This is a genomic window from Acutalibacter sp. LFL-21 (assembly GCF_025630755.1).
Taxonomy (GTDB): domain Bacteria; phylum Bacillota; class Clostridia; order Oscillospirales; family Acutalibacteraceae; genus Acutalibacter; species Acutalibacter stercoravium.
The window spans coordinates 80,670-106,445 of sequence record NZ_JAOTNT010000008.1; the positions used below are offsets into that span (position 1 = coordinate 80,670).

The 25,776-nt window shown below is 53.4% G+C and carries 19 protein-coding genes, 1 tRNA gene and 1 pseudogene; 15 read left to right on the forward strand and 6 right to left on the reverse strand.

Annotated features, from left to right (window positions below; all coding sequences use genetic code 11):
- Positions 1–62: 62 nt before the first annotated feature.
- From ODJ80_RS10820 to ODJ80_RS10830, 3 genes and pseudogenes are all read right to left on the reverse strand, one after another.
- A complete protein-coding gene (locus ODJ80_RS10820) occupies positions 63–701 on the reverse strand; it encodes an orotate phosphoribosyltransferase (RefSeq protein WP_178863132.1) in 639 nt (212 codons plus the stop codon).
- 784 nt (positions 702–1,485) lie between these two features.
- Positions 1,486–2,760, reverse strand: a pseudogene (locus tag ODJ80_RS10825) (ABC transporter ATP-binding protein); the annotation flags it as partial.
- A 359-nt stretch (positions 2,761–3,119) separates the two neighbouring features.
- Positions 3,120–3,545 (reverse strand): MarR family winged helix-turn-helix transcriptional regulator, encoded by a 426-nt coding sequence (locus ODJ80_RS10830; protein WP_263042085.1) that lies wholly within the window; start codon positions 3,543–3,545, stop codon positions 3,120–3,122.
- A 146-nt stretch (positions 3,546–3,691) separates the two neighbouring features.
- Here ODJ80_RS10830 and ODJ80_RS10835 point away from each other — a divergent pair, with 146 nt between their 5' ends.
- Positions 3,692–4,582 carry a LysR family transcriptional regulator gene (locus tag ODJ80_RS10835; protein ID WP_263042086.1) on the forward strand — a complete coding sequence of 297 codons (891 nt, stop codon included), beginning with the start codon at positions 3,692–3,694 and terminating at the stop codon, positions 4,580–4,582.
- A gap of 72 nt (positions 4,583–4,654) precedes the next feature.
- Here ODJ80_RS10835 and ODJ80_RS10840 read toward each other — a convergent pair whose 3' ends face one another.
- A complete protein-coding gene (locus tag ODJ80_RS10840) occupies positions 4,655–6,376 on the reverse strand; it encodes an ammonium transporter (RefSeq protein ID WP_263042087.1) in 1,722 nt (573 codons plus the stop codon).
- Positions 6,377–6,774: 398 nt separating this feature from the next.
- A complete protein-coding gene (locus tag ODJ80_RS10845; protein ID WP_263042088.1) occupies positions 6,775–7,983 on the reverse strand; it encodes a MalY/PatB family protein in 1,209 nt (402 codons plus the stop codon).
- A 388-nt stretch (positions 7,984–8,371) separates the two neighbouring features.
- On the opposite strand from ODJ80_RS10845, the gene ODJ80_RS10850 reads away from it, so the two are divergent.
- On the forward strand, positions 8,372–8,896 hold the full coding sequence (locus ODJ80_RS10850; RefSeq protein ID WP_263042089.1) for a helix-turn-helix transcriptional regulator: 525 nt from the start codon (positions 8,372–8,374) through the stop codon (positions 8,894–8,896).
- Between the two features lie 264 nt (positions 8,897–9,160).
- Here the strand turns inward: ODJ80_RS10850 and ODJ80_RS10855 are convergent.
- A tRNA-Leu gene (locus ODJ80_RS10855) sits at positions 9,161–9,290 on the reverse strand.
- Here ODJ80_RS10855 and ODJ80_RS10860 point away from each other — a divergent pair.
- The 13 genes from ODJ80_RS10860 (at position 9,258) to ODJ80_RS10920 (ending at position 25,767) form a co-directional block, all read left to right on the forward strand.
- Complete coding sequence (locus ODJ80_RS10860; protein WP_263042090.1) at positions 9,258–10,244, forward strand: replication initiator protein A; 987 nt, start codon at positions 9,258–9,260, stop codon at positions 10,242–10,244. The genes ODJ80_RS10855 and ODJ80_RS10860 overlap by 33 nt on opposite strands.
- Positions 10,245–10,297: 53 nt before the next feature.
- Positions 10,298–11,068 carry a ParA family protein gene (locus tag ODJ80_RS10865; RefSeq protein ID WP_263042091.1) on the forward strand — a complete coding sequence of 257 codons (771 nt, stop codon included), beginning with the start codon at positions 10,298–10,300 and terminating at the stop codon, positions 11,066–11,068.
- Positions 11,065–12,021 carry a ParB/RepB/Spo0J family partition protein gene (locus tag ODJ80_RS10870; RefSeq protein WP_263042092.1) on the forward strand — a complete coding sequence of 319 codons (957 nt, stop codon included), beginning with the start codon at positions 11,065–11,067 and terminating at the stop codon, positions 12,019–12,021. Before ODJ80_RS10865 ends, ODJ80_RS10870 begins: the two co-directional genes overlap by 4 nt.
- Positions 12,022–12,087: 66 nt before the next feature.
- Positions 12,088–12,321: a hypothetical protein gene (locus ODJ80_RS10875; RefSeq protein WP_263042093.1), complete on the forward strand. Its 234-nt coding sequence runs from the start codon at positions 12,088–12,090 to the stop codon at positions 12,319–12,321.
- A 17-nt stretch (positions 12,322–12,338) separates the two neighbouring features.
- Positions 12,339–12,656 carry a SpoVG family protein gene (locus ODJ80_RS10880; protein WP_263042094.1) on the forward strand — a complete coding sequence of 106 codons (318 nt, stop codon included), beginning with the start codon at positions 12,339–12,341 and terminating at the stop codon, positions 12,654–12,656.
- Between the two features lie 112 nt (positions 12,657–12,768).
- Entirely contained in the window at positions 12,769–13,044 is a 276-nt protein-coding gene (locus tag ODJ80_RS10885) for a type II toxin-antitoxin system Phd/YefM family antitoxin (RefSeq protein WP_263042095.1), read from the forward strand.
- 5 nt (positions 13,045–13,049) lie between these two features.
- Complete coding sequence (locus tag ODJ80_RS10890; RefSeq protein ID WP_263042096.1) at positions 13,050–13,439, forward strand: putative toxin-antitoxin system toxin component, PIN family; 390 nt, start codon at positions 13,050–13,052, stop codon at positions 13,437–13,439.
- A gap of 179 nt (positions 13,440–13,618) precedes the next feature.
- On the forward strand, positions 13,619–13,888 hold the full coding sequence (locus ODJ80_RS10895) for a hypothetical protein (protein WP_263042097.1): 270 nt from the start codon (positions 13,619–13,621) through the stop codon (positions 13,886–13,888).
- A gap of 782 nt (positions 13,889–14,670) precedes the next feature.
- Positions 14,671–15,027 carry a TnpV protein gene (locus tag ODJ80_RS10900; RefSeq protein WP_263042098.1) on the forward strand — a complete coding sequence of 119 codons (357 nt, stop codon included), beginning with the start codon at positions 14,671–14,673 and terminating at the stop codon, positions 15,025–15,027.
- 14 nt (positions 15,028–15,041) lie between these two features.
- A complete protein-coding gene (locus ODJ80_RS10905; RefSeq protein ID WP_263042099.1) occupies positions 15,042–22,964 on the forward strand; it encodes a YodL domain-containing protein in 7,923 nt (2,640 codons plus the stop codon).
- A gap of 121 nt (positions 22,965–23,085) precedes the next feature.
- Positions 23,086–24,372 (forward strand): DUF3849 domain-containing protein, encoded by a 1,287-nt coding sequence (locus tag ODJ80_RS10910; RefSeq protein WP_263042100.1) that lies wholly within the window; start codon positions 23,086–23,088, stop codon positions 24,370–24,372.
- A 50-nt stretch (positions 24,373–24,422) separates the two neighbouring features.
- The gene (locus tag ODJ80_RS10915) at positions 24,423–24,575 is read left to right on the forward strand and encodes a hypothetical protein (RefSeq protein WP_263042101.1); all 153 of its coding nucleotides are present in this window, start codon (positions 24,423–24,425) and stop codon (positions 24,573–24,575) included.
- Positions 24,556–25,767: an ArdC family protein gene (locus tag ODJ80_RS10920; RefSeq protein WP_263042102.1), complete on the forward strand. Its 1,212-nt coding sequence runs from the start codon at positions 24,556–24,558 to the stop codon at positions 25,765–25,767. Before ODJ80_RS10915 ends, ODJ80_RS10920 begins: the two co-directional genes overlap by 20 nt.
- The last annotated feature ends 9 nt before the right edge of the window (positions 25,768–25,776 follow it).

Consider the following 25,776-nt stretch of genomic DNA (forward strand, 5'->3'; position numbering starts at 1 on the left):
AAAGCCATGGCGGGCCAGAAAAAACGCTGTACGCGGCTGGGGCGTACAGCGTTGGGGATGTTTTACAGCTTGGAGTAGCCATATCCGTTTACCAGGGCGTCCAGCTTGGCGCCGTGCTTGCACAAGGGGCACTCCTGGGTGGAATAGGTGGCGTAGCCGGAGACGTCCTCCTTGGTGAAGATGGACTGTACCGGTACCCCCTCCACCTGGGTGATATCGCTGAAAATTGTGGCGATGCCGGCGGTGGAACCGCCATAATACTGAACGCACTCCATGGCCTTGCGGGCGCTGATGCCCGTGGTGACGGAGGCCGTTAAAATCAGCACGTGCTTGTCCCGAATCATGGGTACCAGGTTGTCACGGAAGATCAGCTGGCTGGTGGTGTCGTACTCTGGGGTGACCACATAGATGGTCTGGTGGGCATTGATGGAGATAAAGCCGGCCCGGTTCAGCTCCTTGGCCAGGTAGGCACCGATAATCTGGGTGCCGTCCAGGCAGAGGATGGTGTCCACAATGGTGCTGGCCACATAATGCTGCGTCAGAGCCTGGGCAGCCAGCTCGGCCTCGCTTTGGCGGGTCTTCAGGGTGGTCATGTCCAGATAGCAGTTGATGTGGGAGTGGTTGGTGGCAAAATGGCCGTGGATCACCTTCAGCGGCACGCTGCCATTCTTCGACAGGATTTTGATGATGCGGTTTTCCATAAATTCTAACCTCCCTGCCGCAGCCTGTATGGAAACAGGGGATCGCGGTATTTTTATCAATTATAGCAACTGAGAAGGGAAAACACAAGATGTTTTCCTCAGGTTTTTAGAGTTTTATTCCAATAATCCGCAAAAATATGAAATAAAACCAGCAGGAAAGGCCAAATCCTCCTTGACAAGGGGAGGGCCGCCATGCTATTTTATAATTGTGAAGTTATATCCTCTAAAAGGCGTACCGCCCGCAAGAGGATGGGAGGAAACCCTGTTTCGGGACAGAAGGGAGGCTTTCGGTATGAAGAGCGTGGGAAAAAGGCTGCTGGCTGGCGCGATTTTGGGAGCGGCAGAGCTGGGCGCTGCCGGGCTGCTGTCGAACGTGGGCAAGCTGGCGTCTTTTCAGGACATCACCTTTTTTCTGGGCATTTTCACCTTGCTTTTTGGCGGGCTGATGCTGTTTCACACGATGCGGGTGAAGGCTGGCGCGCCAACCAGCGCCAGCAACAGCAATGCCCAAGGGGCCTTTGCCGCCCAGGTGGCCTTTGAGGAGGCCAAGGCCATGGAAAAGCTGCGGGACAGCAGCAAGGGCCGGGAGCTGGCGGCTGCCCCGGGGGCGATTGCCTTCTTTGCGGCGGCAGCGGTTGTTCTGGCAGGTTTTGGCGTCAGCCTGGCGTTGTGACGGATTCGGGGCTGCGGGAAGGGCGGGTGCTGGCAGACGGCGCCTGCCTTCGCAAAAAGGGGCGCGGCACACTGTGCCGCGCCCCTTTTTTGGCCCCTTACGAGGCTTTTTCCCTGTGTAGAGCTGGTAATAGCGCCCTTTCTGAGCGATGAGTTGGTCGTGGGTGCCCCGCTCGATAATGCGGCCTTGCTCCAGCACCATGATGCAGTCGGCGTCCTTAACGGTGCTGAGCCGGTGAGCGATGACAAAGGTGGTGCGCCCAGTCATCAGGGCGTCCATGCCCTGCTGGACCAGGGCTTCGGTGCGGGTGTCAATGGAGGAGGTGGCCTCGTCCAAAATCAGCACCGGAGGGTCGGCCACGGCGGCCCGGGCAATGGACAGCAGCTGGCGCTGGCCCTGGCTCAGGTTGGCGCCGTCCCCGGTGAGGACCGTGTCGTACCCATCGGGCAGGCGGCGGATGAAGCCGTCGGCGTTGGCCAGCTTGGCCGCGGCAATGCACTCCTCGTCGGTGGCGTCCAGGCGGCCGTAGCGGATGTTCTCCATCACCGTGCCGGTGAACAGGTGCACGTCCTGGAGCACCATGCCCAGGCTGCGGCGGAGGTCGCCCTTTTTGATCTTGTTGATGTTGATGCCGTCGTAGCGGATTTTGCCGTCGGCGATGTCGTAAAACCGGTTGATCAGGTTGGTGATGGTGGTCTTGCCCGCGCCGGTGGAGCCCACAAAGGCGATTTTCTGGCCCGGCGTGGCGTACAGCTTGATGTTGTGCAGGACGATCTTGCCCTCCCCGTAGCCGAAGTCCACATCGTGGAAGGTCACGTCCCCTTGCAGGCGGGTATAGGTGATGGTGCCGTCCGCCTTGTGAGGGTGCTTCCAGGCCCACACGTTGGTGCGCTCTTCGCACTCCACCAGGCTGCCATTGCGGTCCTCCTTGGCGTTGACCAGCTCCACATAGCCCTCGTCCCGTTCCGGCGGGGCGTCCATCAGGTCGAAGACCCGCTGGGCGCCCGCCATGGCCATGACGACGCTGCTGGTCTGCTGGCTGATCTGGCTGACGGGCTGGGTGGCGTTTTTGTTCAGGTTCAGAAAGGCCACCAGGGTGCCCAGCGTCAGGCCGGTGTAGCCGGAGAGGGCCAGCAGCGCCCCCACAATGGCGCACAGCACATAGCTGATGTTTCCAAGGTTGCCGTTGACCGGCATGGCGATGTTGGCAAAGGTGTTGGCCTTGTCGGCGCTGTCCCGCAGGGCCTGGTTCAGCTTGCGGAAATTCTCCACGCTCTTTTCCTCATGGCAGAATACTTTGACCACCTTTTGGTCGTCCATCATCTCCTCAATGTAGCCGTTAACGGCCCCCAAATCCTTTTGCTGCTGGGTGAAGTACCGGGCGGAACGCCCGCCGATCTGAGAGCTGGCCAGCACCATGACGCCCAGCATGGCGATGGTCTGGATGTTTTCATACATGGCGTCCCGCAGGTTGAGGCAAAGCCCGAGGAAGCCTTGGCCCCAAACCGCCCGGCCAGAATCCCTGCCGCAAGGCTGACAAAGGCCAGAACAAGCATGACAACGCCGTAAAAATAGACCTGCCCCATGTCCCCGGCCTGGATGCCCTTGTCAATGATGGAGGCCGTCACAAAGGGGATGAGCACCTCCATCAGCACTTCCAGCCCTGTGAACAGGGGAGTAAGCAGGGAGGCCGCCCGGTATTCCTTCACTTGTTTGAGCAGTGTTCGTATCATGGTGATTCCTCCTTATTCCGCTTGGGTGAGATTTTCCCGCATCCGGCACAGGACAGCTTTGGCGCAGTCCAGTTGCTGGGGCAAGAGGCCCTGCAGCAGGACCTGCAGCTGTGTTTGGATGGCTGCGTGCAGCGCCTTTGCCTGTTGGCGGGCCTTTGGCGTGGGCATCAGCCGTTTTTTCCGGTCGTCCAGGGGGTCCAGGGGCGTTTCCAAGAAGCCCTTGGCCTGCAGGGCAGTTAGAAGCTCGGAAAGGGTGGATTTGGAGATGCCCAGCATCTCTCGCAGCTCAGAGGCACAGCAGGTCCCTTCCCGGGAGAGCAGGCTGTCCAGCACAAAGGCCTGGGCAGGGGAGAGGCCCCAGGCGTGCAGCTGCCTTCGGCCGTATTGCTCTGCAGAGGCGTACACCTGCCGGATCAGCAGGAGAATGGATTCGTTCATAAGAGCGCTCCTTTTCTTTGGAAAATGGGGAAACAGTTTTGCTTGGAACTGTTCGCCTGCTAACAATTATAGGGCGAAGCCCCTTGAAAGTGAATTTAGAAAATGCTATTATTAATAAGAGAAACTTATTAATAGGGAGGGAGGATATGAACACCTTCCAGCTTTCCAGCTTTTTGGCCGTGGCAGAGACATTGAGTTTTGCCCGTGCGGCGGAGCAGCTGCACGTCACCCAGCCCGCCGTAACCCAGCAGATCCATTCCCTGGAAAAGGAGCTGGACGCCGTTCTGTTCCGGCGCACCACCCGTTCCGTCAAGCTTACGCCGGAAGGGGCGGCGTTCTTCAGCGATGCCCGGCAGATTGTCGCGTTGACAGAGCGGGCCAAGCACCGCCTGCAGGACCCCAAGGGGAGAGAGTTCCAGGTGCTGTCCCTGGGGTGCGGGGAGCCCTTCCAGCTGTTTTGGATCTCCTCGTTGCTAGAGCAGCTGCGCAGCGCCCTGCCGCAGCTGCATCCCCGCCTGTGTACAGAGCCTATCCCCAGGCTGTTCCGCATGCTGGAGGACGGGGACCTGGACGCGCTTTTGAGCTTTCGGGTATCTCACCCCCCAAAGGGGGATATCCTCTACCGGGAGACTGGGAAGGCGCCCTTGGTCTGCCTGTTGCCCCGGCGCCACCCCATGGCGCGGGAAAGCAGCCTGGACCTGCGCCGGCTGAGGGGGGAGAGGCTGGTGCTCCTTACCCCTGCCAAACCCCAGCCGGAGGCCCTTCACACCCTGTTGGGGCGCACGGTGGGAGAGCGGACCCCGGCCGAGCTGTATTTCTGCGAGAGCACGGAAGCCGTGGCCGCCCTGGTGGGGGCGGGATATGGCGCGGCCCTGCTGCCGGACCTGTTCCCGCCGGAAGAGCTGCCCTTTGCCAGGGTCCCCTTGGAGGGGGCGGCGCCGGTCTCCTTCGGCGCCTATTACCGTCCCCGCCCGTCCAGTGCTGCCTTGCGGGAGTTCCTGCGGCTGGTGGGGAAGAATGGGGCCTTGTCGGTGTGATTGGGCGCGGGAACGCAAAAAAGAGAGGCAGCCAAGAAGGCTGCCTCTCCTGTATGGAGGGGATAGAGAAGGTCACTCCACGTCCTGAAGGGCTGCGTACCCCTCTTCGCCGGTGCGGACCTTCACCACGTTCTCTACATCGTAGACGAAGATTTTGCCGTCGCCAATATGGCCGGTGTACAGCACCTTTTTGGCGGTTTCGATCACCGCCCGCGCAGGCACCTTGCTGACCACGATGTCCACCTGGATCTTGGGCAGCAGGTTCGCCTCCACCGGGGCGCCCCGGTAGTACTCCGGCTTGCCCTTCTGGATGCCGTAGCCGAGGACATGGGACACGGTCATGCCGGTGATCCCCAGCGCGGACATGGCCGACTTGAGCGCCTCCAGCCGGGGCTCCTTGCAGATGATTTCCACCTTGGTGATCTTGGGGGCCTTTTGGTCCCCGGGGGAGGTGGTGTCCTTGACCGGCACGGCCTCGGAAACGGGCACCTCGCCCAAGGGCTCCACAGCGGGCCCGTCGGGAGAGTAGCCGATGTTTTCCACCGCCTGCACGAAATCCGGGTAAGCATGGTTCCCGTGTTCGCCAATATCAAGGCCAGCCAGTTCCTCCTCCCTGGAGACGCGGATCCCAATGGTCTTTTTCAAGATCCACCAGACCGCAAGGGCACTGACAAAGGTAAACGCCCCCACCGCGAGGATGCCCGCCAGCTGGATGCCCAGCAGGCTTGCCCCGCCGCCGTAGAACAGGCCGTTCCTGGTGGAGAGGGTGGTCACGCCCTCCTGGGCGAACAGGCCGATACACAGGGTGCCGAACACGCCGCAGCACAGGTGGACCGAGGTGGCCCCCACCGGGTCATCTATCTTTGCGCGGTCAAAGAACACCACCGCGAACACCACAATCACGCCGGCAATGGCGCCAATGATGAGGGAATCCACAATGGAGATGTAAGAGCACCCGCCGGTGATGGCGACCAGCCCGGCCAGACAGCCGTTGATGGTCATGCCCAGGTCCGGCTTCCCCAGGAAGATCCACGAAGTGGCCGTGGCGGTGACGACAGCCGCAATCGCGGAGGTGTTGGTGGTCATCAGGATGTGCATCACATCCGAGGGGTTCTGGAAGCTCATCGTAGAGCCGGGGTTAAACCCAAACCAGCCAAGCCACAGCACAAACAGGCCGATCACCGCCAGGGACATGTTGTGGCCGGGAATGGCCCTGGGCTTGCCCTGTTTGTCATACTTCCCAATGCGGGGCCCAAGGATGAGGGCGCCCGCCAGGGCGGACCAGCCGCCCAGGGAATGGACCACCGTGTCGCCGGCAAAGTCCATAAAGCCCAAATCAGCCAGCCAGCCGCCGCCCCATACCCAGTGGCCGACGATGGGATAGACGACCAGGGTGAGCACAAAGGAGAAGATGATGAAGGAGAGATACTTGATCCGTTCCGCCACAGCGCCGGAGACAATGGTGGCCGCGGTCCCGCAGAACACCAGCTGGAAGAAGAATTTCCCCCAGAACGGCACGTTGGAAGTCAGGGTCCCGTCATAGAACGACAGATCCTTTTCACCCAGGATGAACAGGTGCTCTGTGCCGATAAAGGGGTTGTCGCCTCCAAACATGAAACCCCATCCAAGCAGCATGAAGCCCAGGGAGGAAACCGCGAACACGATGAAGTTTTTGGAAAGGATGTTCACGGTGTTTTTCGACCTGGCCATGCCGGCTTCCAAAGACGCGAAGCCCAGGTTCATAAAGAACACCAGGATTGCCGCAAGAAAGACCCACAAGGTATCAACGATCATAGGGAAACCAACTCTTTTCTTGAGATTTATCTATGTGAAGCGGCGCTGCCGCGGGTTGCCGGCGCCGGATTGCATGGAGAAAGGGGCCCTGAAGGATTGCTCCTTCAGGGCCCCTTTGCCCAGCCTGGTGGGGAAAGCTCTGGCCTGCCCGCGGCCGCTGGAATAAAAAAACGCCCTGAAAAGCCGTCAGCCTTTCAGGGCGCCATTGCCGCAGAATCGGGGAACTTCCCTCTTACGCACGACATTATACTCCGGAAAGAAGCCCGTGTCAAGTGCGTTTGCAAGATTTGGCGCTAGACGCTGCAAAAACAGAAGAACGACAGGATGGATTCCTGCAAATTGCGGAAAAAATGTGAAAAATGTGCATGAAACAGAAGGGAATCCTTCATTTTGCGGCTTTACAGGGTAAACACATGCTTTTTCAGCCGGTCAAAGGCCTCCTGTACCCGAGAGAGGGGCAGGGCCAGGTTCATGCGGATATGGCAGGGCCCGTGGAAGGCGCGGCCGTCCTGCCAGGCCACGCCCACGTCCCATCCGGCCTTCTCCAGCTGGTCGATGGTGGTGTTGTGGGCGGCGCACCAGTCGGTGCAGTCCAAAAACAGCATGTAGGTGCCCTGGGGCTTGGAAACTTTCACCCCGGGGAAGTTTTGGGCGATAAAGCCGCAGGCGAAATTTACGTTGCCGGTGATGGTCTGCCGCAGCTCGTCCACCCAGTCACTGCCCTCCTGGGTGTAGGCGCCGGTGAGGGCGTGCATGGACAGCACGTTCATGGAGTTGTAGTGAGAGAGGGAGCTTTCCTTGTCGATGCGCTCCCGCAGGGCCTTGTTGTAGACAATGTGGTAGCTGCCGATGAGCCCCGCCAGGTTGAAGGTCTTGGAGGGGGCGTAGAGAGCTACCGTGCGCTGGCGGGCGTCCTCAGAGATGGACTGCAGGGGAATGTGCTTGTGGCCCTCTAAGATGATGTCGGACCAGATCTCGTCGCAGATGACCATGACGTCGTGCTTTTGAAACAGCTCCATGGCCTTTTCCAGCTCCCAGCGCTCCCACACCCGGCCGCAGGGGTTGTGGGGAGAGCAGAACACCGTGGCGTGAATCTTGTTTTCCACAATTTTCTTTTCCATGTCCTCAAAGTCCATGCGGTAGACGCCATCCTCATCCTGCACCAGGGGGCTGTGAACAATGTGATAGCCGTTGTTGGTCAGGCAGCCGGTGAAGCCGATGTAGGTGGGGGAGTGCAGCAGCACGTTGTCCCCCTTGGAGCATAGCACGTTCAGGGCCGTGATCACGCCGCCCAGCACGCCGTTTTCATAGCCGATGCACTCTTTTGTCAGGCCGGTGACGCCGTTGCGCCGCTCCTGCCAGCGGATGATGGCGTTGTAGTAGTCGTCGCTGGTGGCAAAGTAGCCGAAGAAGGGGTGGTCCACCCGCTTCTTGATGGCCTCTGTAATGGTGGGCACCGTGGGGAAGTTCATGTCCGCCACCCACATGGGGATCACGTCGAAACCCTCTTTGGGGGGCTGGGGGCCGTGGCCCCCTTCTGTCAAGCCATCCACCGCGATGGCGTCCCTCCCGTGCCGGTCAATAATGCTGGTAAAATCGTATTTCATTCTGTTCGGCGCGCCGCGCCTGCCTCCTTTTGCCCGATGGCAGCGTAATGTGTGCCAGATGCACAATGGTAAAATGAAAAGTGCGGGGGCCAGGGCCGCCGCAAAACCAGCGCGCTCCGGCAGATTTTTCCCCATACGTCTTTATTTTCCTACACAGCGGTGCCTTTGTCAATAAAAAACGAATTTCGCGCTGGCGGGCCCACTTCCGCCCATCCTTATAATTTTGTGGCATAAATGAAAAGAATGTTCCTTTTTTACGGCTTTTTCCTGTGTTATACTGGCACAGAAGACTGTTTCAGACACAGTGGCTGATAGGAGGAACAGAAGTTATGAACTTGTCTTTTTCCAGAGAGATCCCTTTGAATGATTCCTATGAGGTTATCGGAATGTGATCAGCCGCTATATCTTCGAGGTGTACGGCGTGCTGCGAGAACAGATGGAAGAAGGGGAAGAGGGCACGCTTTCCCAGCAGTCCATTTTGGACCAGCTCTTCCATTCCGAGACCTTGGAGCAGATGCGGGAGCTGCTGCTCCAGTATGGAGGCAATGTGCGCGACCTGATCCGCCTGAAAAACGACTCGGCCACCATCGGCATGATTCAGCAGGTGCAGAAGACCATTCGGGAGCGGTACAGCGAGAATTTGACCATCAACGAGCTGGCCGCTCAGGTCTATCTGACGCCCACATACCTGTGTCTGCTCTTCCGGCAGGTGACGGGCACCACCATCAACCGCTATCTGACCAATGTCCGCATGGAGAAAGCCAAGGAGCTTTTAATGGATCTCTCCAACAAGCTGTATGATGTCAGCTACGCAGTGGGGTATATGAACCCCAGCTATTTCTCCCGGCAGTTCAAAAAATATGTGGGCTGCCTGCCCTCGGAGTACCGCAACCGGCGGATGTCCCGGGAGTGAGGCGGGCGCTCCGCAGGATCACGGCGATCTGTTGCAATCCCCCTTGCCAAAGGCAGGGGGATTGCTTTTTGCTTTGGGGGCGGCGTTGCGAAAGAGCGGGGCGGCTTGTGAGCGGGGGCGTGCACCTGCTTGACGTGCAGGTGCACAGTGGCCTATGGAATTTCCAAGAAAGCAAAAGCGGCCCCGAAAGGCCGCGGAAAACTGAGAGTGTGTTACAGACAAAAAGAAAAACCGCCTAAACCCAGTGTTTAAGCGGCTTTTTTGTGGTGGGCGCTAACGGACTTGAACCGCTGACCCCCTGCACGTCAAGCAGGTGTCGCAAAATGTGTGTATTTCAAGAGTCCACCAGGAGTGATACACCATGCAAAAGTTCCAACCTGCTCGGCAATTACCCAGAATAAAACCACGGCAAGCTCTTCAATACCGTTATTTGGTAATCCCCCAACTTTTGATTACAGACCCGGCTTTTGCCGATATAGATTGTGCGGCAAAACTGACGTATGCCATCCTGCTAAATAGGCTGACTCTTTCTGCTGAAAATCCCGCTGAATACACGGATGAAGAGGGTCAACTTTTTGTTATCTTCACGGTAGAGGAATTACAGAGTACGTTGCACCTTTCAAAACCAACAGCGGTCAAAGTTCTCAATCAGTTAGAAAAGGCTGGTCTGATTGAAAAGAAACGCCAAGGGCAGGGTAAACCTACTTTGCTCTATGTGAACGATTTTACTGCCGCTGTGGAGCTTCCTTCGCCCGGAGGGGATAGCAATGGCCCTGAAAGCGACCAAAGCACGGTTGAGGATAGCTCGGAGAAGTTAAATGATTTGACTTCCAGAAGTGAAGAATTTGAACCTCAAGAAGTAAAAAAACTTGACTGTAGTAAGAATGACCTGAGAAAGAATGACCTGAGAATCTCTTCTTCCTACCAGGATGAAGAAAGAAAAGATAGAGAGGCCAGAGCTTTAGGACCGCCTCATGTTCGAAAGATAGACATTGATGACCTTACGGAAGATGTGAAAAATCAAATTGAGTACGATGTGCTGAAAGAAGTCCATGGTGAATGTGTGGCAAAGAGTGTGCTTTTCTTGATTGTAGGGGTACTTGCACGAGACGGACCTTTCTATTTCGAGAAAGGACAGTACCCGGAAGAGGCTGTAAAGCAGCGTTTTCGCAGTTTAGAGTACATGGATATTGACCGTGCGCTTAATATCCTGTATCAAACCCCAGGAGTACGAAATCAGACCGCCTACTTGCAAACACTATTGTTTAACGCTGTAGGAAGCTCAGACATTGAGGCGGCAGCTCTATGGGAACAAAATGAGAATCAACGTGAGAAAAACCGGAACTAGTTCCGGTTTTTTTAATACCCAAAACCAGGAATGAAAACCAGGAGGAAAAAACAATGGCAACGAAAATCGCAATCACCAACGAAAAAGGCGGCTGTGGGAAGACCACTACTACGGTCAACATTGCGGCGATCCTGGCCGAACACGGCCAGCGAGTGCTGCTAGTGGACGCTGATTACCAGAGCTATGCAACCACCTACTATGGCCTTTACCAACCCAATGCCCAATCCCTTTACCATGTTCTTTTTGAAGGGACTTCCCCCAAGGTGGCCATCAGCGTTACCGAGTATGGAGTGGATGTACTGCGGGCCTCGGCGGCACTAAAAAAGGCAGAAGACCAGTTGACCCTCATGCACTTGTCCCATGAGCCGTACACCAACCTGCTGAAGAATACTCTTGCTGCCATAGAGGGCCAGTACGACACTATCCTGATTGACTGCCCTCCCCAGAGCTACCGGCTATTGGAGGTCATCCAAAGCTATGTTGACTACCTGATTGTTCCCATGATTCCTGATGAATTTGCTCTGCACAGCCTGCGGATTAAAGCAGAGAATCTGCTGCAAGTGCGCCGGACTCTAAATCCCCGGCTCCAGATTATGGGAGGGCTTATCGTCATGCAGGAAAACAACGCTACCAAACGGGCGTACACGGATGCCCTCTTGAGTCAGACCGTGGTGCCGTTTTTCCGCACACCCATTCGGAAGAACATCACCCTGAGCCGGGCTATCAATGCCCACCAGCCTATCAACGTGTATGCGAAAAGCAGTAACGGTAATCAGGACTACCAAGCATTGGTGGAAGAAATCATGGGGAGGATTGCGAAATGAAAAAGCTGAATTTTGGAACCATCGCTGATGGGTTGAACACGTTGCAGAACACATTGGAGCAGAACTCCGGGATAGGCTGGAGTGAGCTGGTGGATGCGAACACCATCGACTTTGCCGAAAAGAACTCCTATGCTGCGGATGATACGGATGAAACAATACGGGAATTGGCCGAACAGATTGAGGTTGCTGGGCTTCTGACCCCTCTGGGTGTTATCAAGGAGGGAAACCGGTATCGACTATTTTCTGGGGAGAGGCGCTATAAAGCTATCACCACCTATCTCCACTGGGAGAAAATTCCTTGCCAAGTATTTCAGGGTGTTACCCCGAACAAAGCGCAGTTGATGCTTCATATGGCAAATGGTGCCAGGGACTACACCCCAGCCAGAAAACTGGAGCTTTACGAAGAATATAATGCCCTCCTGCGGGAGATGAAATCCACCGGCGAGTTTACCGGCCCCATCCAGAAGGGGGTAGCCGAGCTGCTGAACGTCTCTGACCGGCAGGTACGGACCTACCGCACCATGGCCGAGCAGCTTACCCAAGAGGAGAAGGAAGCTGTTTCCTCTGGCAGCTTGTCTTTTGGAGATGCCAAGCAAGTTGCCGTGGAACGTGCTGCTGAGGAAAAGGAACCGGAGAAAATCGGAACTGGTTCCGGTTTTTCTGGTAGGTCGGAAAAGAAAACATCCAGAAAGAAAGTGCAGGGCTGGAATCGTGAGAAAATAGCCCAGATTACACTCCCCGATGCAAAGGATGATGACCCTCATCCCCGTCTGTTGTGTGGTGGGGAAAGCATCCACTGCGGGGAGACGTTTAAGGCTTTTTTCCCGGATGGTTGCTGGCATGACATCACATTGGAAATCACCTGGGATGTGGAGGGGCCAGGCTGCTGGTACATCTCCAATCCAGAATACCGGGATATTTGCCCTATTGGGCTTTTTGTAAAAAGAAATTGAGTTAAGAACAGGTAGTATAGGCAGGAGCAATTTGCGGCACGGTTGTCCGGAAAGAGAGTATGGCATATGGCAAAGAGTATGAAAGTCCTCACATTCCTGGCGAAAATAGGAGCCGCCAGCGATGACATTCCTGTTGTTGTTAAGGAAGGACTAAAAGAACTTGGGACTGCAAAGAGCTTGCGCTGGTTAGAACTTCACGGTTCACCTGGTATCCTAGAAGCCCGATTGGAGTATGCGAACGTAGGACGCGAGAAAATCACCCTGCAAATCCGGCTCAAGGACTACAACACCAAAATCTGACCAAGGAGGCATAGAAAATGGAAGTAACCGGTGTAGAGATTAACCCCCTCCACACGGGGAATGGCTATTATAAGGCGGCGGCAACAATTTACATTGAGGGCGGTTATGTTGTCAATGGGATTATGGTAGCAGAGACGAATGGGAAAGTAAAAATCCGGTTTCCTTTCGTAGCCAAGAACGATAAAGATGGCAGACCTCGAACTTTCGCTTTCACACCCATTTCAGCACAAGCCAGGGCTGAAATCGAAGGCGCAATCAAAAAGGCGTATTATCAAGCCCAAACACAGAACGGCGCTGCTCCTCAGAAACACAAGAGGCCAAACGGGAGAGAATGAACTGGGGAAAAATATTTGGTTGTATCACAATTCGTTGACAATCGTGCCATGATTTGATACAATAATCATGGGTAAACTACTGTAACGGATTGTGATATAGGAGTGTGAGTATATGAATTTTTACTCTGTAAGGGATTTGAGAACAACGCAAAAGGCAATATGGGAGAAGCTGGAACAAGACGGGGAAGTTGTCATCACCAACAATGGGAAGCCCTCGGCCCTATTGTTCGACATTGGTGACGGGGACTTGGAGGAAACCCTGAAGGCGGTCCGCCAAGCAAAAGCTATGATGGCCTTTAATTCCATGCGTGGGAAGGCTGCGGAAAAAGGCTATATGAGTGATGAAGAAATCGAGGCTGAAATCGCAGCGGCCCGGCAGGAGGAATAAGGCTTATGCTTGCAGTGATAGATACGAACATCTTGGTGTCGGCACTGTGGTCCAGGAACGGAACTCCTGCTAAAGTGTTGAGCTTGGTGCTCAATGGGAAAGTAATCCCCTGTGTGGACAGCCGCATAATGAGTGAGTATCGAGCCGTGTTGTCCCGGCCAAAGTTTGGCTTCTCAGAACGCGAGATAGATGCTCTCTTGGGTTGGTTTGGAGATTATGGGCTTTCGGTTGTGCCTGAGCCATTGGAGGATGCGTTCATTGATGAAGCCGATAAGAAGTTTTACGAAGTCGCAAAGCATTGCGGGGCCGTTCTTGTCACAGGTAATCTGAAACATTTTCCATCCGACCCGCAGATTGTCAATGCAGCCACTTTCTTGGAGATGATTCAAAGATAAGAAGCTCCCCTTTTTCATTATGGAAACGCCTGCTGAAAAGTAGGCGTTTTTCTTATGCCTAGAAGACACGATTTCCAGCATCCCTTTTCTGAACAGAAATTCAGTATTATACCTTGGATTATAATAATTTGAAGAATAACTTGGACGAAGTTAATGTTCCAGAGAGGAGGAACTAATCCATGAGGTATTACAGCACACAAAGGCCCCTTGGCCCAGGCACATTCCCTCGGCAGGATGGAACAGAAAGTGTAGTCAATTTTGATGGTCCTACCTACTGCGAAGAAATTGGCCGGGAAGCGTGGGGGTATATTGAGTATCAGTGTGGCCTCGAACCAAATGAGTGCAGCCGGTATGAGCTTACGCCTGGTCTTGTAACGAAAGAGCAAGGTACCAATGGAACAATACCCTGTCCCCATTGCGGCAGGTGGAGCGAATACACAACATTGTAGAAATCTGGGAGGTGGCATAGTGGAAACCAAAGTCGAAAAAGTAACACGGTTGTATAAAGAGGCTCTTACAGATATGTGTGGAAGCTGGCCAGATTGGGCGGATTTCCTCACAGCCGCCGCCAGGCTGTATAAGTATCCCTTTGACGAGCAGGTGATGATCTATTCCCAGAGGCCGGATGCCACGGCTTGCGCCAGCTATGAGTTATGGAACAAACGGATGGGAAGATATATCCGGCGTGGAAGTACCGGTATCGCTCTGGTGGACAACACCGAGGGAAAAGCCCACCTCCACTATGTTTTTGATGTTTCGGACACTGAAGTTCTCCAGAGATCCCGAAGCCCTTGGATATGGACACTGGAAGATCGGCACACTGATAGGATCAGATTTATGCTTTCCAGGGAATATGAAATCGGGTCTGGAGACCTTGCAGAACAGCTCGGTGGAGCCGCAGAGAGATTGGCCGAGGACTACTGGGAAAAAACCAAAGAAGATATTATCAGGGGAGTTGACGGCTCCCGGTTAGAGGGGTATGATGAAGATAATCTTCGAGTAGCGTTTGTAAGGGCCGCCAAAGCAAGCTCTACCTATGCGCTGCTTACCCGCTGCGGAATAGACCCTATCGACCACATAAAAAGGGAAGACGCAGAGTTGGTGCTAGAATTCTCCACGCCCCGAGCCATCCACGCATTGGGAAAAGCAGTCAGTGAATCAGACCAGCAGATCCTGCGGCAGGTCGCTAGCACCATACTACAACAGGAACGAGAAGAAAGGAGCGCAGAACATGGCAATCGACCTAACATATCGACAGGAAGGGGATTATCTGGTCCCGAATCTGGAATTGGACGAGCAGCCGGACCGGCCCTTGAACAGGTACGGCAGAATGAGGCTGACCTACCTGAAGGAGCACCGGCCGATTCTGTACAGCGAACTGGCGATGAGCCTCAAGCTGCACGAACACCTGCTGGAAATCCAAGACGCAGCCCAAGCGAGATTGGAGGACTTGATGCCCAAGTTAATGAAGGAAGCCGGGGCAACAGAGAAGCTGAAAACAGAGAACATGATGAAGTGGGTGGGCCTGGTGAACAACTGCAAAGCCCAGGCGGAGGAAATAGTCTTCAACGAACTGATCTACTGCTAACGCAACATGAGGGGATGGAACAGTTTAGCCTGTTCCCCTCTGAACAAGAGCAAATACAGATTATTCAGGAAGCAGAGAGTGCTAGTACAGCACCCTCTGCTTCTTCTTTTACACAGAATGAAATCGACCTGGTTCTCCGCATGGGAGGCAACACAGTGCGGACTAGAGAGACCGTAGTCGCGCTCTTTTCGAAGCAGAAGGACCTTGCCGACACGGCACAGGAACTCCGGGCGATCTACCAGGGTGGGAATGGATTTACTACGGAAGCCGGATCTTTTGCGGTGTGGTACACCGATGACGGCATCCGTTTGGCAAGAGGCAGACAGGCCAGGTATATTCCAAGCGCCCAGCTGGTACCCTGGGAAACAGCCGCCGAACGGGTTGAGGCCATGCTTCATGCAGGGACGTTCGCCCCGCAATCGGAACTGGATGCTGCGTTGGGCCATGAAAGAGATGGTGTAGCCCTGCGCCTTGACTACCTTTGCGGAGATTTCACCGAGGAAGCACGAAGTGCGGGCTACCTCGCCAGTATATCCGACCTAATCGGTCTCCACCATCCTGACAGCGAACAGAAGATTAGCGAGCTTCTGGCAGACCCAAAAAGCCGGGCATCCATTACCCAAGAATATCAGTCTTTCCTGGCAGCGTACCGGGATACGCCGGATCAACTGCTGCGCTTCCACTATCACAAGGTAGAGGTGCTGGAAAAGGAACTGCGGGAATTGGCACTTCCTAGGGAGACTTACACTACAACCATTGACGGTCTCCCCTCTGCCGGCCAGTTTATTACTGAGGACGAGATAGATGCAGTGCTGGCATCCGGGAGCGGGATGTCCGATGGAAAAAGGCGAATCTACGCCTATTTTCAGGAGCATCACGGCGCAAAAGAGAAAGCAGATTTTCTTAAAGAGGAATACGGTGTGGGCGGCAGGTCCCACGCTATCTCTGGTTCCAACACCAGTTGGGAAAACTACGACCCAAAGGGATTGCAGCTGCAAAAGGAAGGCTGTCCCACAGAAATTTTATCCTGGACCAAGGTCGCCGCCCGTATTACGGTGCTCATAGAACAGGGGCGTTATCTGACCCCAGACCTTACCCCAAATCAATCCCTCTTGGAGCAGGCAAAGGGCTTAATTGACCAATTCTGTCAGAAGGAATATAACAGCCCAGCAGATTTCAGCGATTTGGAGAAAGTGGGCATAGCCTACACCACCGTTACTGATGAGGAAATCCCCATCCAGGTAAATGTCGATCTGGTCCATTACCGCATAGAGCGTTACCTGGGCGAACAGCTTATGGAGCGTAGGCAGTATGAGAGCCTGGACGAACTCATCCATAACGAGTTGACCGGCCTGGAATTCGATGAACTTGTTGCCGTTTCCGATGATGAACTAAAAACCATTGAGGCGGAACAGACAGGAGCAGGGCGCTCCCCCACCGTGCGGGAACTGTACGATCAATATAAACCTGCCGTCATGGAACGGGTAATGGCCGATGTACCCTATCAAAATGCCTGCCGGAACTCTGACCGGGAAAACGCCATGGTGGAAGGCGGAGCGGCCATTCAGAGAGTTGTCTTGGAGATCAACGACACTCAGCTCTTACGGCTTTATTACGACATGGCCAAGTTCCACAATGACCTGCACCATGAAATATTGGAGGAGACCTATCAGGTTCTCTCAGCGGAACCGCAGGAAACCCAGGAAACCGGAACTGGTTCCGATTTTACTGCCGACTACAATGCACTGAAAGAACAAAACTCTGATAGTCTGGTACTCTATCAGGTAGGGGATTTCTTTGAGCTGTTCGGAGAAGATGCCAGGACTGCGGCAGCCTTAGCTGAGCTTACTCTGACCACCCGCAACATTCCCGATGTGGGGCGGGTCCCCATGTGCGGTTTCCCGGCACACAGCCTTGAGCGCTATACCGAAATCCTCCGTACAGAGCACAGCGTGGTTATCTCCGCTGTACCGGAGGGCGCTTCGGAACGCCAAGTCTTCCGTATGACTGCATTTACGCAGAGCGTTGAACAAGAGACCCCAAAAGAGGATACCTTCCACATTTATCAGCTCAAAGATGGCCCTGATACCATAAACTACCTTTTTGCCTCACTGGAACAGCTGCGGCGCAACGGGCGGACCATTGACCCAGACAACTATGAACAGAAGTATTCTGCCCCTCTGGAAGAAAACGAAACTTTAGAGGGTATCTATACCAGGTTTAACATTGACCGGCCAGCGGACTTTATAGGACATTCCCTGTCAGTTTCGGATGTTGTGGTGTTGGAACGCGGGGAGACCGTCACTGCCTATTACTGTGACAGCGCCAGTTTTGAGGAAGTCCCGGAGTTTCTAACCAGGGAGCTTGCTCCTACAACGCACGACCTGAAGACGGAGGTGGAGGCATGGGAGTCCCAGCAGGCCGCCCAAAGGCAAGCAATATTTGATACGCTCTCCGAGAGGCAAAAACTCATCGTTCAAGCATGGGAGACTGCCGGTTTCACTTTTTCCCAAAACCAGGGAGGAAAACCAGTCTTTACTGATGGCATTGGGTATCCCCTCACCTTTAATGACTGGGAAGAAGCCTATGAGCAGATTGACAAGGCGCAGCTGCAGGACACACCTGGCCTGCGAGAACAGGTTCAGAATGTTCTCCATCCCGAAAGAAAAAATGTGGAGCAGGAAGCTACTGATGAGGGACCCGCACCAGCTCCCGTGCTTACCACAGAGCAGCAGGCTTTCTATCCTGCGGAACAGACCTATCTTCCCTATGACATTGAGATACAAACCCTACGGCTAGACCCGCCGGAGCAAGAGAAGACCAACGGCACAGTGTCAATTCCCGTCAATGGAGAATGGCAGACATTCCCGGATCTTCCCACAGCTCAGGAAGCTGCTCTCCAGGAATATAAGGACGAACTTCGCCGGAAGGCGGTCAACTTCCGTATCACGGATGACCACCTGGGAGAGGGCGGACCAAAAGAGAAGTACCAGGCCAACATATCCGCCATCCGGCTACTCAAATACCTGGAAGAAAATAGTTTCCAGGCAATCCCGGAACAACAGCAAATTCTTTCAAAGTATGTTGGCTGGGGTGGCCTTGCAGACGCTTTTGACAGTACCAAGGCAAACTGGCATACCGAGTATGAGGAACTAAAAGGTTTACTAACGGAGGAGGAATACGCCGCTGCCAGGGCCTCCACCCTCAACGCCCACTACACCAGCCCTACCGTAATCCGGGCTATTTATGAGGCTGTGGAAAACATGGGGTTCCACACTGGCAATATTCTGGAACCGGCCATGGGTGTCGGCAACTTCTTCGGGGTGCTTCCGGAGAGTATGGCAGGAAGTCGTCTGTACGGTGTGGAGCTGGATTCTATTAGTGGGCGCATTGCCCAGCAGCTCTATCCCAGGGCGGAGATCACAGTAGCGGGATTTGAAACCACCAATCGTCCGAACTTTTACGACCTTGCCGTTGGGAACGTGCCTTTCGGTCAGTATCAGGTCAATGACCCAGCCTATAACGGGCTGGGTTTTTCCATTCACAACTATTTCTTTGCCAAAGCGCTTGACCAAGTACGCCCTGGGGGTGTAGTTGCGTTCATTACTAGCCGGTATACCATGGATGCCAAGAGTTCCACTGTGCGCCGGTATCTGGCCCAACGGGCCGAACTGCTGGGGGCCATCCGGCTCCCCAACAACGTATTTAAGGCCACCGCTGGAACAGAAGTGGTGTCGGACATTATCTTCCTGCAACGGCGGGAACAGGCCGTGGAGCTCGACCCGGATTGGACGCAGACCGGTCTGACTGAAGATGGTTTCGCTATCAATCAGTATTTTATCGATCATCCTGAGATGGTGATGGGCATTCCCACCAGCGAAAGCACCCCATATGGCCGTCAGGAATACACGGTGGCTCCGATCCCCGATGCTGACCTTGGTCTTCAACTCCACGAAGCGGTGCGGCATATCGAGGGACATTTTGTAGAGGCTGAGTCCTCTGAGCTTGCCGAAGGGGATGACCTTAACCGCAGTCTCCCTGCCGATCCCGCAGCGCGGAACTATTCCTATACCCTGGTAAATGGGGCTGTATATTTCAGGGAGAATACGCGGATGTCTCCAGTCGAAGTGAACGCCACGGCAGAGGAGAGAATCCGCCGCATGATTGAAATACGGGACTGCGTGCGAAAGCTTATAGAGATGCAGTTGAACCCCTTGGTTATGGATGAGGCTATTCGCAGCCAGCAGGCCCAACTCAATCTTCTCTATGATGCGTACACAGCCCAATACGGACTGCTCAGCAGCCGGGGAAACCGATTGGTATTCTCTGAGGATTCCTCCTATCCTCTGCTCTGTGCACTAGAAGTCTTGGACGAAGACGGCAATCTGGAACGCAAGGCAGACATCTTTGATAAACGTACAATCCGCCCCCACAATCCAGTTACCTCTGTGGACACTTCCAGTGAGGCTCTGGCCGTTTCCATAGCTGAGAAAGCTGAGGTAGACCTGGCGTATATGGAAGCTCTGTCTGGAAAGACAGAAGCGCAGTTGGTGCAGGAGCTAGAGGGGACAATTTTCCGGGTTCCGTTTACCGATCAGCCGGTCTATGTCCCAGCAGATGAATACCTCTCTGGCAATGTCCGCCAGAAACTTCGGGAAGCGCGGGCCGCAGCGGAAGAAGACCCTACGTTTGCCATCAATGTCCGATACCTGGAAGCTGCACAGCCTAAAGACCTGGATGCCTCTGAGATTGAAGTTCGCCTGGGGGCTACCTGGATAGCGCCAGAATACTATCAGGAGTTTATGCTAGAGACCTTCCAGCCGCCAACGTATATGCGGGATACTATCAAAGTGCAATATTTCCCATACACCGGGGAGTGGGAGGTCACCAGCGCAAGCAGAATACCAACCCACAATGTGAGGGCGCACGTCACCTATGGCACGAGCCGGGTGAGTGCCTACCGTATCTTAGAGGAAAGTCTGAATCTTCGTGATGTGCAGGTATATGACACCATAGAAGACCCGGACGGACATAAACGGCGTGTTTTAAACGCCAAAGCGACCATGCTGGCAGCTGAAAAGCAACACGCTATCCGCACGGATTTCCAAAACTGGATATGGAGGGACCCAGAACGGCGCAGGACACTGGTACAGAAGTACAACGAGGAGATGAATTGTTTTCGAGTACGGGAGTATGACGGCAGCAAGCTGATCTTCCCCGGCATGAACCCGGAAATTACACTTCGGGAGCATCAAAAAAACGCCATTGCTCACATTATCTACGGCGGTAACACTCTGCTGGCTCACGAAGTGGGTGCAGGGAAGACTTACGAAATGGTAGCTGCTGCTATGGAGAGCAAACGCCTCGGCCTTTGCCAAAAGTCTTTGTTTGTCGTTCCCAACCATTTATTAGAGCAGTGGGGTTCCGAATTTCTTCGTCTCTATCCGTCTGCAAACATCCTGGTGACAACGAAAAAGGATTTCGAAACCAAGAATCGAAAGAGGTTTTGTAGCCGGATCGCTACTGGGGACTATGACGCTATTATTATGGGACATTCCCAAGCTGAGTTAATCCCCATAAGTCCTGAAAGACAGGAACGTATGCTGAGGAGTCAGATCGAGGATATTACTGCGGGTATCGAGGAAGCAAAAACGCAAAAAGGAGGCCATTTTACTGTCAAGCAGCTTGAAAAAGTAAAGCGCGGGTTAGAAACTAGGCTACAAAAGTTGAACAATACAGAAAGAAAGGATGATGTGGTCACTTTTGAAGAACTGGGGATTGACCGCCTCTTTGTGGATGAGGCTCACAACTATAAAAACTTGTTCCTCTACACAAAGATGCGGAATGTGGCAGGTCTTTCTACGAGTGAAGCTCAGAAGTCTAGTGACATGTTTGCGAAATGCCGCTACCTTGACGAGATTACAGGAAATCGTGGAGTAATTTTCGCTACCGGCACCCCGGTCTCCAACAGTATGACTGAGCTTTACACCATGCAGCGGTATCTTCAATATAACCGCCTTCAAGAGCTTGGTATGGGTCAATTTGACAGTTGGGCCAGCCGGTTTGGGGAAACCGTAACTGCCATGGAGCTTGCACCGGAAGGTACTGGCTACCGGGCCAGAACCCGATTTGCAAAATTTTATAATCTGCCAGAGCTGATGACGATTTTTCGGGAAGTGGCAGATATTAAGACAGAAGACCAACTTCATCTTCCTAAACCAGAAGTAGAGTACCATACGGTGGTTGCCAAACCTACTGAGCGCCAGAAGGAGATGGTTCAGGCGTTATCCCAACGTGCTTCTGCGGTTCATAACCACAGTGTGGACCCATCTCAGGACAATATGCTGAAAATCACTTCTGATGGCCGCAAGTTGGGTTTGGACCAGAGGCTTATAAATCCGTTGCTGCCTGACGAGCTGGGGACTAAGGTCAATCAGTGTGTGGAGAATGTTCTGCGAATCTGGAGCGAGGGTCAGGATGGCAAACTGACTCAGCTTATTTTCTGTGATAGTTCAACCCCCCAGGAAAGAAAAGAGAAGAAGGGAGAACCGAAGGCTTTTACTGTTTACGACGATATTCGGCAGAAATTAGTGGCCCAGGGTGTCCCTCTAGACCAGATTGCTTTTATTCACGAAGCAAAGACCGACGCTCAAAAGAAAGAACTTTTTGCCAAGGTGCGTTTAGGCCAAGTACGGATACTCATGGGTTCAACTGCAAAGATGGGGGCCGGAACCAATGTTCAGGACCGTTTAATTGCTCTGCATGACCTGGATTGTCCCTGGAGGCCCGGCGACTTAGAACAGCGGAAGGGCCGTATTGCCCGGCAGGGAAATCAGAATGCCAAAGTCCACATCTATCGATATGTAACCGAGGGGACTTTCGATGCCTACCTCTGGCAGACTATCGAAAATAAGCAGAAATTTATTGGTCAGATTATGACTAGCAAAACCCCGGTTCGGTCTTGTGAGGACGCTGATGCTACTGCCCTTTCTTATGCTGAGGTCAAGGCACTTTGTGCTGGTGATCCTCGGATTAAAGAACGAATGGAACTAGATGTGGAAGTTACCAGGCTGAAGATGCTTCGATCAGAGTATCAAAGCCGGCAATTCTCTATGCAAGATCAATTAGGGAGGGAACTGCCTGCCCGGATCAATGACACAGAGTTAAGAATTCAGGCGTTAAAAGCTGATATAACCTACCTAAATGAACATCCTGTACCAGAGGATAGTTTCAGCGGTATGGTTGTAAATGGCCAAACATTTAGAACCCGTTCATTGGCAGGTAAAGCAATTCAGGATGCCTTAACTAAGGTTTATTCTGGCAAGCCTCTTCCAATCGGAGAATATCGTAGTTTTACTATGATGGCCGGTTTTGATGAATTAAACAAAGTGTTCTTTCTCACACTGAAACGGTCGATGCCCTTCACCATGGAGCTTGGAACGGATGGTTTGGGTAACGTAACACGGATTGAAAACGGGTTGCGTTCGCTACCCCGTCGGTTGGACGAAGAAGAGCGAATCCTGGAGGACTTGCGGCACCAGGTTGAAAATCTGAAAATTGAACTTCAAAAACCTTTTGCCCATGAACAGGAATACCAGGAGAAATCTGCCAGACTTAACCAGCTGAATACCCTGCTCAGCATGGATCAGTGGCAGTCAAATATGGAGACCATTGATCCAGAGGAATTGGCAACGGAAATCTTCGATTTGGCCTGTGAGTATAACCCCGATACCAAGGCGTTTTTTGAGGACTTTCGAGACCATCAGATTTCATTGGTCACTGACCGGCTGAAAAAGGGTGACACAAAAGACTTCACGAGCTTACTGCAAGAAATCAGAAAAGAAGGAGGGCCAGAACAGCAGGATAAGGCAGCTGCTCTGATTGAGAAGATCTCTACTCTGCCCGTCCTCCAACATGATGAAGAAATAGCACGATGACTTTGCCCCTCACACCAATTACCTGAAGTCCAGAAGCACGAGAAATCAGTGAAACAGTGTGGCCTCCCCTGAACCGGACAGGGAAGACAACCTTGAACTATAAGGAGGAAGGAACAAGGTAATGAACACGATGCAAACCCTTTTTGACAACATGGCCCAGGAGCAAGAGAATTATCGAGAGTGGCTGCTGCACCAGAGTCCAGAGACCATTTTGGATCACGCCTATGAGTACGCAGTCAGAGAGGACATTATGATTGCGTTCGCAGATGCCGATTTTGAGTTGGATCAGGCCCAAGTAAATGCGCTTCTTACAAGAAGAAGCCCTCTGCAAGATATTCTCAAAGACTATCTCAAGCTGGACTCTGACATCTCCAATACGATCAGGGAGGTCACAGAAGAACGGGCCAACACCATCCTCCAATCGTATAGGGAAACGCCGGTCTATCTCCATACTTATGCCACTGGGCAAGAGTCTCTCTACCATACATCCCATGAGCTAAATATAAAGTGCCGGAACGCCATTGAGCAGGCTATTTCCGATAATTACCAGGATAACCGGCTCAATACAGAGGAGGCCGTCAAGGAGGTTGCGGATATATACGGCTATGACCGCCCCCTGTATGTGCTGGCTGTAACGGTCCGGGCGCACCTCTGGGACGGAAGGTTTGGCAGGGAAACCAAGACCTGGGCACAGGAAGCCCCTACTGCTGAGGGAGGGCCTGATGTTGAGCGGCAATACGTCATCGAGAAGACCCATCCCGGCTTGGTCCAAATGTTCACCTCCCGTTTCCGGGAGCAAGCCAGGGAAAAAGCTGCTGAACAGATAGCCGCCATTCCGTTGAACGCTGCGGCATATCAGGAACTTAAAGATGGCCATCCTGGTAAAGTAGCGGGTATCCTCACAGGGGACTATGTGATGTTCTACGGAGAGGATGCCCGCGCAGCAGCACTAGCTCTAGGAACCAAAGTCCTCAATGCAGATGTTCCCGGTTTGGGCCAGACAGAAACCACTGGGAGTAAACTCAACTGGCAGTCAGTGCTGAAGAAACTGATGGACCATAACATTCCGGTAGTGCTGGCCAAGCAAGACCCCGAAAGTGGTGTGGACTCTCCTTACCTGGTGGTAAAAGAACGAGATACTCCCCTGCCGGTGGAGGAACTGGCCGCACAAATCTATGACCTTGCCGCAAAGGCGATGCCTGAACTAACTCAGGGGAGTGACAGGGATGAGCAGATCAGCCTAACAACCAAGTGTCTCCGGGAGGGAGATACAATGGACTTTATTTACCTGCTGGTTGACATTTCCAATGGGGAAAACCAGGAGCTCGCCTCTCAGGCTGACCAGCTTCTGGCGCAGCTGCCAGACCCCGCACTGCTGGAAAAAGACGAAGGTTACCAAGAGCTTTAATTTCAGACGAAGACCATTTTCCATCGCCAAAATGCAAGGAGGTTGTATCAATGAAAAATCGTACAGACCCAAAACCTAACTCTGGAAACAAGCCCCTTTTCCAAGATTTTATTGAGGAAAACGGAATCGTGCTCACCGATGACCAGCCGCCGTTTGACGAGGAGCCGGAGGAGGTGACCGTGTATGGCGGGGAAGATCAATAAGGCCAGAGAAGCCCTTGCTGATATGTTCGTGAAGTGCTTGGAGCAAGACACTCTCCCCTGGAATCAGCCATGGGTGAACAAAATACCTTCCTTCGGTGCTCACAAGAATCCGATTACCGGCACCCGTTACCATGGTATGAACGCAGTCATATTATGGGCCACCGCCCTGGTCAATAACTATCCCGATCCCCGCTGGGTCACTTACAAACAGGCATCGGAAAAAGGGTGGCAGATCAAAAAAGGAAGTCATGGAGCCAGGGTTGAATACTGGTACCTCTTTGATACAGCAGAGAAAAAGAAGATTCCCTGGGCGGAAGCACAGAGGGAAATCGAGGCAAAACCGGAGCGAGAGGCCGACTTTAAGATGTGCAGCAGCGTCTACATAGTTTTTAACGGGAGCCAGATCGCCGGTATCCCGGAGTTGCCTGTACAAGCTACTGTAAGCCAGCCGTTTCAGAATGACTTGCTTAAAAATTTCGCGGAGAATTATCTTGCCGCTGAAAATATCCCTCTGCTGGAAGGAGACCATGCTGCTTATTCCCCAGGCAGTGATAGCATCATCATGCCGCCAAAAGAGTCTTTTGTCAGCGAGATCGCTTATTACGACACTCTGTTCCATGAGTGCGCACACTCCACTGGAATAGAAAAGAGGCTAAACAGAGGGCTCGAAGCAGATGCTGATAAAAAAGAATACGCTATCGAGGAGCTCCGGGCAGAGATGGCCGGAGCTTTTATCTTGTCTGAAACAGGAGCACCCGTGCCTGAATCGGTGTCTGCGAATAACCGGGCCTATATCCAAGGGTGGGCGGAAGACATCAAAAAAGATCCCACCGTGCTTTTCCAGGCAATTAAATCGGCCAATAAAATTTCCGACTACATTGAGGAAAAAGGCGAGTTAGAACTGCTTCTGGCACAAGAGCAGGAGTTAAGTCTGGAGGAATTCGCAGCGCAAATGTTTGACCTGGTCCGCGAGTACGACCCACAGGGTATGATGGGATATGACAGGGAAGATGAAATAAACCTGTCGGTTGACCTTATTGAGAAAGGTGACACTGAGGACTATGCCAGCGTTCTGAAAGAGATTCAGACTTACGGAGGAACGGAAGAAATGATCTCCAAAGCTGGGCTGCTGCTTGAAAAGTTAGAAGGTTTTGAACCGGAGCTTGCCAAAGAGGAGGAGATCGAGCTGTAATCAGGAGGA

What these genes read in the sequence shown, in the direction of transcription:
- ODJ80_RS10885 (WP_263042095.1), top strand. Translation starts at nt 12,769, where the DNA reads ATGAATTTTTACTCTGTAAGGGATTTGAGAACAACGCAAAAGGCAATA.
- ODJ80_RS10880 (WP_263042094.1), top strand. Translation starts at nt 12,339, where the DNA reads ATGGAAGTAACCGGTGTAGAGATTAACCCCCTCCACACGGGGAATGGC.
- ODJ80_RS10845 (WP_263042088.1), bottom strand. Translation starts at nt 7,983, where the DNA reads ATGAAATACGATTTTACCAGCATTATTGACCGGCACGGGAGGGACGCC.
- ODJ80_RS10890 (WP_263042096.1), top strand. Translation starts at nt 13,050, where the DNA reads ATGCTTGCAGTGATAGATACGAACATCTTGGTGTCGGCACTGTGGTCC.
- ODJ80_RS10865 (WP_263042091.1), top strand. Translation starts at nt 10,298, where the DNA reads ATGGCAACGAAAATCGCAATCACCAACGAAAAAGGCGGCTGTGGGAAG.
- ODJ80_RS10875 (WP_263042093.1), top strand. Translation starts at nt 12,088, where the DNA reads ATGGCAAAGAGTATGAAAGTCCTCACATTCCTGGCGAAAATAGGAGCC.
- ODJ80_RS10910 (WP_263042100.1), top strand. Translation starts at nt 23,086, where the DNA reads ATGAACACGATGCAAACCCTTTTTGACAACATGGCCCAGGAGCAAGAG.
- ODJ80_RS10915 (WP_263042101.1), top strand. Translation starts at nt 24,423, where the DNA reads ATGAAAAATCGTACAGACCCAAAACCTAACTCTGGAAACAAGCCCCTT.
- ODJ80_RS10920 (WP_263042102.1), top strand. Translation starts at nt 24,556, where the DNA reads ATGGCGGGGAAGATCAATAAGGCCAGAGAAGCCCTTGCTGATATGTTC.
- ODJ80_RS10905 (WP_263042099.1), top strand. Translation starts at nt 15,042, where the DNA reads ATGGAACAGTTTAGCCTGTTCCCCTCTGAACAAGAGCAAATACAGATT.
- ODJ80_RS10895 (WP_263042097.1), top strand. Translation starts at nt 13,619, where the DNA reads ATGAGGTATTACAGCACACAAAGGCCCCTTGGCCCAGGCACATTCCCT.
- ODJ80_RS10835 (WP_263042086.1), top strand. Translation starts at nt 3,692, where the DNA reads ATGAACACCTTCCAGCTTTCCAGCTTTTTGGCCGTGGCAGAGACATTG.
- ODJ80_RS10860 (WP_263042090.1), top strand. Translation starts at nt 9,258, where the DNA reads ATGCAAAAGTTCCAACCTGCTCGGCAATTACCCAGAATAAAACCACGG.
- ODJ80_RS10900 (WP_263042098.1), top strand. Translation starts at nt 14,671, where the DNA reads ATGGCAATCGACCTAACATATCGACAGGAAGGGGATTATCTGGTCCCG.
- ODJ80_RS10830 (WP_263042085.1), bottom strand. Translation starts at nt 3,545, where the DNA reads ATGAACGAATCCATTCTCCTGCTGATCCGGCAGGTGTACGCCTCTGCA.
- ODJ80_RS10840 (WP_263042087.1), bottom strand. Translation starts at nt 6,376, where the DNA reads ATGATCGTTGATACCTTGTGGGTCTTTCTTGCGGCAATCCTGGTGTTC.
- ODJ80_RS10820 (WP_178863132.1), bottom strand. Translation starts at nt 701, where the DNA reads ATGGAAAACCGCATCATCAAAATCCTGTCGAAGAATGGCAGCGTGCCG.
- ODJ80_RS10870 (WP_263042092.1), top strand. Translation starts at nt 11,065, where the DNA reads ATGAAAAAGCTGAATTTTGGAACCATCGCTGATGGGTTGAACACGTTG.